11 protein-coding genes are annotated in these 12644 nt (G+C 43.7%); 3 read left to right on the plus strand and 8 right to left on the minus strand.

The genetic code is table 11. From position 1 onward, the window contains the following. Window positions 1-431: 431 nt before the first annotated feature. Window positions 432-1355, minus strand: coding sequence for an ornithine cyclodeaminase family protein (locus SHAL_RS13745; RefSeq protein ID WP_012277729.1), 924 nt, complete (start codon window positions 1353-1355; stop codon window positions 432-434). Between the two features lies 1 nt (window position 1356). Then, window positions 1357-2523: a DSD1 family PLP-dependent enzyme gene (locus tag SHAL_RS13750; RefSeq protein ID WP_012277730.1), complete on the minus strand. Its 1167-nt coding sequence runs from the start codon at window positions 2521-2523 to the stop codon at window positions 1357-1359. A gap of 198 nt (window positions 2524-2721) precedes the next feature. On the opposite strand from SHAL_RS13750, the gene SHAL_RS13755 reads away from it, so the two are divergent. Both SHAL_RS13755 and SHAL_RS13760 read left to right on the plus strand, forming a co-directional pair. Next, entirely contained in the window at window positions 2722-3660 is a 939-nt protein-coding gene (locus SHAL_RS13755; RefSeq protein WP_012277731.1) for a LysR substrate-binding domain-containing protein, read from the plus strand. A 225-nt stretch (window positions 3661-3885) separates the two neighbouring features. Further along, entirely contained in the window at window positions 3886-4305 is a 420-nt protein-coding gene (locus SHAL_RS13760; RefSeq protein ID WP_012277732.1) for a nucleotide triphosphate diphosphatase NUDT15, read from the plus strand. Window positions 4306-4441: 136 nt separating this feature from the next. Here the strand turns inward: SHAL_RS13760 and SHAL_RS13765 are convergent, their stop codons facing one another. The 4 genes from SHAL_RS13765 to fabB all read right to left on the minus strand — a co-directional run bounded on the left by SHAL_RS13765 (window position 4442) and on the right by fabB (window position 9456). Then, window positions 4442-6166, minus strand: coding sequence for a putative bifunctional diguanylate cyclase/phosphodiesterase (locus SHAL_RS13765; protein WP_012277733.1), 1725 nt, complete (start codon window positions 6164-6166; stop codon window positions 4442-4444). A gap of 4 nt (window positions 6167-6170) precedes the next feature. After that, window positions 6171-7175, minus strand: a complete 1005-nt coding sequence (locus SHAL_RS22405) for an ATP-binding protein (RefSeq protein WP_012277734.1) — start codon at window positions 7173-7175, stop codon at window positions 6171-6173. After that, window positions 7175-7603, minus strand: coding sequence for an STAS domain-containing protein (locus SHAL_RS13775; RefSeq protein WP_012277735.1), 429 nt, complete (start codon window positions 7601-7603; stop codon window positions 7175-7177). Before SHAL_RS13775 ends, SHAL_RS22405 begins: the two co-directional genes overlap by 1 nt. 641 nt (window positions 7604-8244) lie before the next feature. Further along, the gene (gene fabB, locus SHAL_RS13780) at window positions 8245-9456 is read right to left on the minus strand and encodes a beta-ketoacyl-ACP synthase I (protein WP_041416447.1); all 1212 of its coding nucleotides are present in this window, start codon (window positions 9454-9456) and stop codon (window positions 8245-8247) included. A gap of 230 nt (window positions 9457-9686) precedes the next feature. Here fabB and mnmC1 point away from each other — a divergent pair, with 230 nt between their 5' ends. After that, window positions 9687-11597 carry an FAD-dependent 5-carboxymethylaminomethyl-2-thiouridine(34) oxidoreductase MnmC1 gene (gene mnmC1 / locus SHAL_RS13785; protein ID WP_012277737.1) on the plus strand — a complete coding sequence of 637 codons (1911 nt, stop codon included), beginning with the start codon at window positions 9687-9689 and terminating at the stop codon, window positions 11595-11597. Window positions 11598-11711: 114 nt separating this feature from the next. Here mnmC1 and SHAL_RS13790 read toward each other — a convergent pair whose 3' ends face one another. Both SHAL_RS13790 and SHAL_RS13795 read right to left on the minus strand, forming a co-directional pair. Further along, window positions 11712-12236, minus strand: coding sequence for an RNA methyltransferase (locus SHAL_RS13790; RefSeq protein WP_012277738.1), 525 nt, complete (start codon window positions 12234-12236; stop codon window positions 11712-11714). Window positions 12237-12306: 70 nt separating this feature from the next. Continuing rightward, complete coding sequence (locus SHAL_RS13795) at window positions 12307-12576, minus strand: YfcL family protein (protein ID WP_012277739.1); 270 nt, start codon at window positions 12574-12576, stop codon at window positions 12307-12309. Window positions 12577-12644 lie beyond the last annotated feature (68 nt).

Genomic DNA, 12644 nt, shown 5'->3' on the forward strand with positions numbered 1-12644 from the left:
TCTTAGTAACTTGGAAGCGTTACTGGCGTTCTAGTAGAGGTGTTTACGATTGTCCGCACTGTAGCGCCAAATCTAAACTCGAAACGAAACCGAGATGGATTCAGTTTTCTTCTTGGGCATTGCAATTTTCAATTTTATTTATATGTTCAGGTCTAGTTGGATTATTTGGTCTCTTAGGTGGTATTTCCTTACTTATTTTTATACCCGTTTTTCTATTAGATAAACATTTAGACACAAGGTTTGGTAATTTAGTAAAGCCACCAAACAAAAAACGAAGGCCTCAATAGTTTATTCACATAAGCGTTCTCATCTCAAATATTAGCCATCCAGCTTGGTGCAAGAATTAAAAGCCAGTAGCAGTTAGCGACTGGCTTTTAGAGCAAACGTTTAGTGCTATCATCTAGTGATTTGATGAACAATTAATTGCAACCTTATTGCAGTTGGCTGAGCTCTAGCAGTTTAGCGGCGACAAACAAGTCTTGAATGGCAATGCCTGAGCTATCAAAAATCGTAATATCGGCATTATCAATGCGCCCTGCTAATGCGCTAGTAATAACTTTACCAATCTCTGTCACTTGCGCATGATTCGAGTGCTGAAATTCACCGATAACGACTGACTGCGCGCCATAATCACAAAATAAACTTGAGTTTTTATACAGCTCAGCCGGTAGCTCTTGCTTGCCGACTTTATCTGCGCCCATGGCTGAGATATGGGTGCCCGGTTTAACCCAGCTGGCCTCAAATAGCGGCGCACAGGCTGTGGTTGCGGTCACGATAATATCTGCACTTTCACAGCCATATTGGGCACTGGTGACTGTACACTCTGCTTGCAAGCCTTTATCGACGAGACGCTTAATAAAGGCTTCGCAACGATGCTTATCTCGACCAACAACCATCACCTTAGTGATATCACGCACTTGTGCAATGGCTAACACTTCGTACTCGGCTTGGTGGCCAGTGCCAAATACAGCCAACACAGTGGCATCTTTTCGAGCGAGATAATCGACTGCAACCGCGTCCGCTGCCGCGGTGCGGTAGGCGTTAACCTGTGTTGCGGCAACCACTGCAACCAACTCTCCGGTTTCTGGGCTTAACAGAAATACATTAGTGCCATGGCACGGCATGTTTTTGGCTTGATTACCCGGCCAGTAGCTCCCCGTCTTCCAGCCAACGAGTGTTGCCGTAGAAGCTGACTTCATTGAAAACATCGAGTCCGTTTGTGGTCCTGATGCATTAACCACGGGAAACAGGGTCGCTTCATCGGTTATGGCTGCGATAAACGCCTCTTTAACGGCGGTATAGGCCAGTTGATGGGTGATCAGTTTTGCGGTTTGCGCTTCATTTAAATATTGCATGTTACCAGCCTTGAATTCGGTTCCAGATCTCGTAGGTGTTATCTTGTGTATCAAACACATGGTAGTGTTGATGCATAGAGGCGGTGGCGCAGGCATGATTAGGCAGAATATGTAATCGACAACCAACAGGGAAATCATCAAAATTGATCCCATCACTGCCAACTGCAGCAATAATGCCATGCTCCTGATTAACGCCAATCACCTGCATTGCTTCAACGAGCTGACCATTGGATTTAGCGACTAGTCCATAACCGCAATCTTTAGGTTGACTCGCGGTGCCGCGATCAGCCGACAGTGCCATCCATCCTGCATCAATAAACAGCCAACCCTTTTCCTTATTATGACCAATCACCGTAGTTACCACGCTGGCTGCGATATCGTCAAGCTGGCACACGCCTATTCCGGTCATGACTAAATCGAAGAAACCATAAACCCCCGCTCTAACTTCGGTGATCCCTGTCAGGTCTTGATAGCTATGAGCAGTAGGCGTTGAGCCGATGCTAACGATGTCACAAGGAATTGCTGCTGCACGTAAGTTATTAGCCGCCTTAAGGGTCATTTGAACTTCGTTGCGGGCAGCTTCAGCTAAGGACTCTTGATCGAAGCAAAGATAAGACTCACCAGCATGGGCTAACACACCATGGAAGCTCGCTGCGCCTTGGTGCAGCAGATTGGCGATTTCAATTAACTTGGGATCATCAGGGTGAATGCCGCCTCGATGCCCGTCACAGTCAACTTCTATCAGAGCTGGAATGGCGCAGTTGTGCTGCTCACAATAGTGACTCACAAACTCAGCTTGTTCTACGGTGTCGAGTAGTACCCTTACCTCAGCCCCCTTAACGATAAGCTGCTCGATTCTCGGTAATTTGCCCTCAGAAATACCAACCGCATAAACGATGTTAGTGTAGCCCTCACCTGCCAACGCCTCAGCTTCTTTTACGGTTGAGACTGTGATTGCCGATGTTTTTTGTGGCAGTAGGTGATTAACCGCTTCGAGTGCTCTTACGGTTTTAAAGTGAGGCCGCAGCTCTGCTCCTAAAGCTTCGGTCTTATTGCGTAATCGCGCTAGGTTTTTAAGCATGAGCGGTTTATCGACTAACAAAAAAGGCGTATCGAGACTCTGATATTGACTCGACAATTGTGGATTTGGGTTTTCACTGTTTAACATGCTTGATTTCCTAAACTATCAATCTGAACTATTAATCTGGGCTATTAACCAGGGCTATTAACCAGAACAATCAAATAAGTCATTGCTAGATTTGATGCACGTGAGCGACATCAAACCAGCGAGTAGAACAAGAGTATCCAAGAAGTTGGTTTTGTTTTACATTAATACTTATTAAGGTATAGATTAGGTTTAAACCAAATGATCACCACTGAAGATCTCAGGTTCATTACAACAATTGCCAGTCACAGAACATTGGCTGATGCAGCGAGAACCTTAAATATCACCCCCCCCTCGGTGACACTTAGACTGCAACATATTGAAAGAAAGCTGTCGATTAAACTTATCCAGCGCCCATCGAGAATCGTAAGTCTCACCGAAGAGGGACAACTCTTGTTAGATAAAGGCCTGCCTATTTTGCGCGAACTCGATGAGCTACAAGAACAGCTCGATGAACTTAAGGAGCATGTGTGCGGCAAACTCAGGGTGTTGGCCCCCTTAGGTTTTGGTAATGATTATATCGCGCCATTACTGGGAGAATACAAAGTCAGCCACCCTCAGCTAGATATCGAGCTTGAACTATCCGATAACCCGAATTGGTCAAGTCATCATAAATGGGACATCATTATTTATATCGGGGCGCTCAATGATTCCTCATTGAAAATGATCACCTTGGCACCTAATCAGAGGTTTATCTGCGCCTCGCCTGAATACCTTAAGCAAATGGGCACACCTAGAGCGCCGCAAGAGCTGCTCAAGCATCGATGTATCGCCTTAAGAGAGAATAACGAAGATGTCACCCTGTGGTCTTTTAGCAAACTGTCACACGACAAGCAGGCCAATGACCGTTTTACCGACGACAAACTTGAGATGGTTAGGATCACGCCAACGCTGGCCAGTAACGAGGGCCGCGTCATTAAAGATTGGGCGATAGCTGGACTTGGGATTATTATGCGTTCTGAATGGGATGTACAGCCGCAGATCAACAGCGGTGAGCTGGTGCGACTATTGCCCGACTATTCATTACCCAACGCCAATATTGTTGCGTTATTATCTAGCCCTGAAAAAGAGCGTTCAGCGCGGATTTCGGGGTTTATTCGACTCCTAAAAGAGCGACTATATCCAGAACCTTGGAAGTAAGCACTGGTACATTAAATAACAGCATTTTATTGAACGGTAGCCTCCTTTGGAAGCTTTCACCTAATTAGTTCTACCTATTTAGTTTTACGCATGCAGGGCGTGCACGAGCAGTACAAGCAAAATAGCTTAAGTTTGAAGCTGTTTCGTTCAGCTACACATTTTAGCCAAACATTATCAGCGCCATGATAACCGTTAGGTAATCCAATTTATGAAAGGAGACAAACAGTGAATAAAGAAGTACGTGTAGGAGTTGCCGCAGTCATTTTTAGGGATAACTGCCTTTTGCTTGGTGAGCGTATAGGCTCTCACGGCTCAGAAACTTGGGCAACTCCTGGTGGGCATCTGGAACTTGGTGAGAATATCGAGGAATGTGCAAGACGTGAAGTACTAGAAGAAACAGGCTTAGTGGTAAAATCGATAACCAAACTTGGCTTTACTAATGATATTTTCGAAAAAGAAAGTAAGCATTACGTGACATTATTTGTTATTGCATCATGTGGTGACGGTGAGCCTCGAGTAACTGAGCCAGATAAATGTAAGCAATGGAAGTGGTGTAAACTAAATGAACTTCCGCAACCGCTGTTTTTGCCGCTAATTAATTTGCTAAAAGAGTACCCAAACATCAATGACTTGCCAATAGACTAGCCCCTATACCACTTTGCATGCAGTTCAGTGTACGACTAAACGGCTTTAGGACGTGGAGTAACGCAGAAACTGCTGCCGAGGACGGTTCATTCTCGTTAATGAAATCCTTGCTTCACCCAATTGTTATCGTAAAGCCCTAACATGGAGCATGTGTCATCGACGATAAATTCGCTGCGTTGCAATTTGTGGTATTACAATCAGCCCGGTTACAATTAACAGTATTGCAAAGTTTTTCAAAGGGTTGTGGTTCATGAATATAATAACCTTGAACGTAATCGACTCCAATTTCGGTTAACTTAGCCAAAATTGCTTCACTTTCGACAAATTCAGCGATGGTTTTTAACCCCATGGTATGACCAACCTCATTGATTGATTTTACCATGGCATAAGAAACGGAGTCTGTTGCGATATCTTTGACAAAGTCGCCATCAATCTTCAAATAGTTGACAGGTAATTTTTTAAGATATGAAAATGATGAAAGGCCAGAACCAAAATCATCTAATGAGAAACAAAAGCCCTTTTGTTTTAAACAACTTATTAATGCGACTGTTTTGTCCAACTCTTGTATCGCTGCCGTTTCAGTGATCTCAAAACAGATCTGCTTTGGATTAACGTTATAGGTATCGAGTAAATTTTCGATATAGTTGATTAAACTATCATCAGACAGTGTTTGACCAGAGAGATTTATTGAATAATTACACGAAGGGGTAATTTTACTGAACGTAGCCTTCAGAACCCAACGATCAATATCAGGCATTAGGTCATAACGTTCAGCTGGTGGAATAAAGACCCCTGGAGAAATAATCATCCCATCCTCATCCTTGAGTCTAATCAACACCTCAAAATGGCTACTTTCCTCTCCCCCTCCAATTGCACAGATCTTTTGCGCATAGATAACAAACTGATTTGATGCTAAAGCCCAATTCAGTTTGCCTAGCCATTCCACCTCACGAATATGCTCCTCTAATTCACCATTTTCCAAATTAATAACATGCACCCTATTTCGGCCATTATTTTTTGCTATTTGGCAGGCATTATCAGCGGCATTTATAATCGCACTCACCGTATCATAAGGCACATTGACCAATGAGATACCGGCCGAAATACCCACCTTGAAAGATTTTTTTCCATAAGTAAAAACAAAACTCTCAATTTCCTTACGTATTTTTTCAGCGATTTGCACAGCTTTATTCAGTGAACACATTTCCAACAAAATGGAAAACTCATCACCTCCAAGTCTTGCGAGAGTATCTCTTTCTCTAATATTCGTTTTCATGATCGCCGTGACACGTTTTAAGAGCTCATCGCCCGCAGCATGGCCAGCTGTGTCATTGACCGGTTTGAAACGATCAATATCAATAAATATTACAGCACCCGATAAAGTATGAAGCTTGGATTTGGCAATAAATCGTTTAAGTCTTTCTTCAAATTGCTTGCGATTGGCCAGTTTTGTTAGATTGTCATGGGTCGCTTGATACAGTAACTTGTCTTCAAGTTCAGCCTGTTTTGTGACATTTTCGATAATAACGAGTGTACCGTGAAGCATACTTCGACATTTTATATTTAGAATATAGGCGTTAGCTTTAATACGTGACAAATCACATTGTCGGCTTTGTTTTCCGATAATTGATGTTTCAAAGTTCTCTTGTAACTCAGGAATATTAACGAAGGCTTCAGAGTATGGAATATCGACCATATCGGCTAGATCAGACAGAGGTAAACCAAGTAGCTTGATTGCATCGGCATTTATAATGCTAATTTCCATCTCTTCGGAAATCGTCAAGATCCCGAACGGAGCATTACCAATAATGCCTGTAAGGTATTGTCTCAGAGCAACTGTCTGCTGTGTCGAATGGTTCATTTTACTACCCTTTCATTACTATCACAGTGTCACTCTCATCATGACTGGCGGCATATTGATCAAATATACTCATTGCGATTGATTTAGAAGAATTAGAACATTGGTCTATTGACGAAAAATGGAAATAAGGGAGGAAACCTGAGTGGAGAATAAAACAGAATGGTATCGGCCTGCTAAACCTCATCACATTGATCTTTTCAAGCATGATTAAATCGTCGTTTTCCTTTTGAATCGAAAAGCAGATTTGGGGTATTGAGTGCGCATGAATACCTATGCTACCAAGGCTTGCAAACTCAACGGTATCCCCAGCAAGCCTTAACAGGGCCAGTTCAAAACGACATGCATGCTCACTTGCCTTAAGCGTGCACGAGCACTTTTCAATCAACTGTTCTAACGGTAGTCTGCAATTTTCCTTGATGATCTCTTTGGAAATATCGGTAATCACTGAGGTTTTTAGCCTTTGCTCTACACACTTAAGAAGTGCAACGAGTACTTTGTCACCTTCATATTCTATAATCATGTGCTCATTAGTATTTAAATTAGCATCGACAGCAGGAAGGGAAACGACTCCAATATCCACAAAATCATCAGGAACGGGAAGATACTTCCTTAATGTGATTGATGTGCCTGACGGGTCACTCTTTTGGACAATCAACTCATCAACTGAGCGACGTGCTGCACCAAATCCCATTCCCATACTTCCGTACGTACTGTAACCGTCGCACATTGCATCCGTTAAATTCTGTATTCCTGGACCATAATCATCGATATGGATCTCAAGGCCTTTATTATTAGAAGTACGTGTGATGGTCGCCATTCCGCGTTCGGCGTGGCGTATAACATTCATCGCAATTTCAGACACCGCGATAAAAATCAAACCACTTTCATATGCCAAAAATCCGAGATGTTCTGCTATTACCTTGCTGACGCCAGCGATATAATAAACATCTGCTTCCTCGATTATTTCACATATAAAAAGGTTATCTTTCTGTAAATAATCAGGCCGCATTATTCAGCGTTTTTTATCAGTTTATAACCTGAAAGCCTATAGGATAAGGTCAAGGCAGATTTCAGATCCCGCTCCACTCTGACATCACCGATTGAAACACCTGTAGTCACCATAGTGTTTGCTAAAATGGAACTTATTCCGCAGTAAATTGTTGATACACCCACGAGCTTTAAAATATTACCGAGGCGAATTATTTGCCCAGCAATGGCAGAGTCAATCGCATCAACATTTCCAAGGTCGATGATGACTAAATTGATGCATCTAGATTCACACTCATAGGTTAATTTTTCGATTACCGCGCTCATTCTAGCGGAGTCTAACGAACCGAAAAGGCCAGAATACATACAGCCATCGGTGATTTCAGCCACCACCATTGGCACCTCACCACTAATCTGTTTTCTACTTACTGCTACTTTATCTAAATTCATGAAACCTTCCTTTGGCTTTACTTATGAACAGTGTAGAAAAAACCTCAAACAAGCTGCTGTAAATGATTTTTTCTTGGACTCAATTCCTTTTATTTCCAATTGCAATAAGTTCACAAAAAACAAATAAGGCGAATGCTCTTACCTTGAGCGCCTTTAAAAGCACCAGTGTATGCTTGGTCTAGGTCGGTGTGCCTCCATATTAAAAGTGGTATCTAACTGCATGAAGTCACACGAAAGCTCATGTTTTACAGAGAGATGAACTAAGCCAAAAGCTGGCCTTTTTTGTGAAATGTTACAGTTGATAAGAACAAGGTGGCTGATGATTACATCCATCACAATCGTAGTACTCATTTCAATATGAGCGCACCCAATTAAACAGTAGAATCTACTTTAGTAAAAAGCAAATATAATTTATACCAAGTTCGGAATTTAAGTTTTAAGTACTACATAACAAGTAATTAAGTGCTGATAATCGATAGAATTACATATTATTGATTATTAGTGGATGGCTATGACCCTATGAGTACCTGCACGTTAACGCTGCCCAACAGTGACCTAACCATTGAATACTGCATATAAAAAAAGGAAGCCTAGATATTATCCAGGCTTCCTTTTTAAAGAAGTTTATTGCTAAGTACTATTTACTTGTACTTACGCATAACCAACGTTGCGTTTGTGCCACCAAAACCAAAGCTGTTGCTCATCACAGTGTTAAGCTCTTTCTCAGTCATTTCGGTCACAATCGGCATGCCTTCCGCTTTTTCATCGAGTGTATCGATATTGATGCTCGGCGCAATAAAACTGCTTTCCATCATGATTAAGCTGTAAATCGCTTCGTGTGCACCCGCAGCACCTAGCGCATGGCCAGTCAGAGACTTAGTCGATGCGATAGCTGGTAGGTTATCACCAAAGGTTTCACGCAGTGCCTCAAGCTCTCGCGTATCGCCCACTGGCGTTGAAGTACCGTGAGTGTTGATGTAATCGATTGGTGTGTCTACGTCGGCAAGAGCCATCTGCATACAACGAACCGCACCCTCACCCGATGGCGCAACCATGTCATAGCCGTCTGATGACGCGCCATAACCGATGATCTCAGCGTAGATTTTTGCGCCACGAGCAAGAGCATGTTCTAGCTCCTCAACAACCACGATACCGCCGCCACCAGAGATAACAAAACCATCACGGTCTGCATCGTAGGTACGAGACGCTTTTGTTGGATCATCATTATACTTACTTGATAGCGCGCCCATAGCATCGAAGCCCATGGTTAGCGTCCAATCAACTTCTTCTGCACCACCTGCAAATACCATATCTTGCTTACCCATCTGGATAAGCTCAGCTGCGTGGCCAATGCAGTGCGCACTGGTTGCACAAGCAGAACTGATAGAGTAGTTCATGCCCTTAATTTTAAATGGCGTTGCTAAACACGCACTCGCTGTGCTCGACATGATACGCGGCACAATATATGGGCCAACGCGCTTAACGCCTTTGGCACGCAAGGTGTCTGCAGCTTGAACCTGGTTTGCTGAAGATGCGCCGCCCGAGCCTACGATAATACCGACTCGAGGGTCTGAATACTGCTCTTCAACTAAACCTGCATCTTTAATCGCTTCTTGCATTGCGATATGTGCGTAGGCTGCTGCATTACCCATAAAGCGCAATGCTTTACGGTCAATATATTCTGATGGGTCAATCTTAATGTCGCCCCAAACATGACTACGCAGCTTCATTTCTTCAAACTGATCTGAGTGGGTAATACCACTACGACCCGCTTTTAATGATTCAGTGACTTCTTGCTTGTTGTTACCGATACTTGAAACGACGCCAAGCCCGGTGATCACGACTCTTTTCATTATTAACTTTCCATTTTGTACATCTAGTACCAATTTTGCTGCACCAATGGTATCGCTTTTCATCCATTTAAGTGGTCAGCTTTCCATAAAGAACACAAAAATAATGCTCATTATGAGACCTTACGTATAATCTTTGCCCAAATATGCCCATAAAAAGGTACAATTTCCGCAAGTGAAAACGATTCTAAAGCATATCTGTGAGTGCTTAATTTACCATTAAAGACATAACCATGACAGTAAGTAAAATTCTCAAGCAAGTAATTAATCGTAAAACGACTCGGCAGATAGTGATTGCGCAGCTAGGTTTAGGCTCGCTAGCAAGCTTGAAGCAGTTAATCATTGAGCAGCTTCAGCTTATATCTGACCACAGAGTCACGCTGAAGATTTTTAGCCAGATAGAGCCAAACTTACACACATTCATCTCTGATACTGAGCTAGCTGAACTGTTTAGCTCAAAGCCAAACACCAGCTTAAGTTTGGCGGCGATAGAAGGCTGTCAGCGAATTATTGTTAATGATGGCAAGCTGAAGATTGATTTTCATCTGGGAAGTTACGCTCAACAATTACAACAGTTACCCATTGTCAGCTCGGGATTTATTGATGGCTGGAACATGGCGGACAACCTAGCGCAAGAGCAATTAGATAGTGCACTTTTTTGGCAAATGGCGAAGTTAGCTCATAATGACTGCCTATTTTGCCTTGAGCCCACATTAACGCCAGAAGCTCAGCAACAGAGTCTTTTACTTGCCGAGCAAGTCGGTTTATATAGCGAGCTGCCGCTCAAAAACGATGATACCCTCTTTCAAGAGCGCGCCGCCCTTCGCGCGCAGAGCCACCAGCAGCAAGCCCCATTTCCTATCTGTCCAGCCGCTTTAACGCCTGTTGAAAACGATATTGGTATCGCCATTATTGGCGGCGGTGTAGCCAGTGCGTGTTTGGCTCTGTCGTTAGCCGAACGAGATCAACGAGTCACTCTTTTTTGTGAAGACGATGCCTTAGCCCAAGCCGCCTCCGGCAACAAACAAGGGGCTATCTATCCACTGCTCACTCCAGATAACAACACTTTAAGCCAATATTTTCAGCAGGCTTACCTTTTTAGCTTACAAAGACTGAAAACACTCGCCGCTAGAGGACATAAAATTGATTTTGACCTATGCGGTGTAGTGCACACCGGGCATGATGAGCGCAGCCGCAAGCGGGTGGCCAAGATTACCCATGGTCACAACTGGGAGCCGAATATCGCCCTGGCTATTGCTGCCGAACAGGCATCCAACATTGCAGGGGTTAAACTTGATGACGGCGGTCTTTTCTACCCACAAGGTGGCTGGGTATCACCACAAGACTTTACTCGCGCGGCATTTAATCAAGCACAAGCAATTAGCGATGCTTCCCTTAAGCTCAATACCCAGATAACCGGTATTCATAGCAAAGATAACGTTTGGTACCTTAGCAGCAAGACAGAACGCTTTGGCCCCTTTAAGGCACTTATTGTTGCCAACGGTAAGTCGATCACTCAATACCCACAAACACAATACCTACAAGCCACAGGTTTTAGAGGTCAAGTCAGCCATGTCCCCTCTCGAGCCAAGCTATCAAAACTCAGCGCAGTACTGTGCGCACACGGTTATATGACGCCCAGCAATAACGACTTGCACTGCTTAGGCGCGAGTTACGTTAAAAACGCTGCTGATACTCGTTACAGCCCTAGCGAGCAAGTCGAGAACTTACACAAAATTCAACATAGCTATATCGGCCAAGATTGGATAGAAGATATCGATGTCTCAGGCCATAGCGCCCGTGTTGACGTACGTATGGTGACCCGAGATCATGCCCCAATGATGGGTCCTGTACCTAATTTAGACGCTATCTTAGCGCTTTATCAGCAGCATCAACTGACGCCTGAAAGCCGCCAATTCTGGCAAACTCATGCGGCGCCAACTCATAAAAACTTATATGTTCTCGGTGGCCTAGGCTCACGCGGATTATGCTCAGGCCCTTTAGCCGCCGAGGCACTAGCTGCACAAATTTGTGGCGAACCGATGCCGATTAGTTTGGACTTTGTGTCACTACTAAACCCAAATCGGATGTGGATGCGTAAGCTATTAAAAGGTAAAGCACTAGAGATGAGTGGAAAGAGTTAGCTCTGAGATGGCCGCGGGCCTTTAACCCTCAATATTTCAGGGCCCCACCACCAAACTCGGTGGTTAGCCGAAAATAGAAAAGCCACTCTACAGTGGCTTCTAAAACAACAAAAGTTAACGCTTTACCCTAACTCGATTGTTAGTATCGCGGCTACTTCTAATAAGCTCATCGCTGGCGATAGATGAAGACTTAGCCAATCGGTCATAAAGCAAAACGTTTACTGACGCCGCTAAATTCATGCAACCCACGGTTGGCACGTAAACCACGGCATCGGCACCGTTAACAACCTGCTGACTAATGGTGCCATCTTCTGGGCCAAAAATATAAATCGCTTTTTCTGGATGCTCAAACTCAGGTAAAGGAATCGCTCCTTCGACCAGATCGACACACACCACTTTCACATCAGGTTCTATCGCATCGAGTAATGATTCCACTTTGCTAAGTGGAATTGAACTACTCGCACGCTTAGTGTCAGTATTGTATTGAGCACTGCCGTTAGTGGACGCTAACTCATACCGTTTACCTGTATAGAAAACTGCATCAGCGCTATAGCAACCCACGGCGCGCATAATGCCACCAACATTGGTCGGACTTTTTGGGTTTACAAGGCCAATTGCAACAAAACTACTCATACTCATAAAAGCTTAAACTCTCATTAACCTATACATTTAACGCTTAATACCGATATAGAACACTTAAGAAAAGTACTTATGCCGCTAATTTTACACTCAATTGAGCCCAAGCATCATTTACCAGTGCATAGTCACTGTCACTCAACTCTTCTCTCGCAAGCAGCAAACACTCGGTCATCTTAGCTTCTAACGCGCTTAGCCCCTGCTCAGTCTCAACTTCTAGCTGTGACAACACAACAGCAAAGTGACCTTGTAAATAACCACTTGCGAATAACGCGTCATCATCGCCTTCGGCAACAATGCTCTCAATCCAGTCTTGTAGTGTTTGCTCATACTTCTCAATCATCGAGGGCTCCGCATTTTTTATTATGGACTAGCTGTCGACACTTTCGCCATCTAGTCAAAACGTTTAGA

It is taken from the genome of Shewanella halifaxensis HAW-EB4 (assembly GCF_000019185.1).
Classification (GTDB): domain Bacteria; phylum Pseudomonadota; class Gammaproteobacteria; order Enterobacterales; family Shewanellaceae; genus Shewanella; species Shewanella halifaxensis.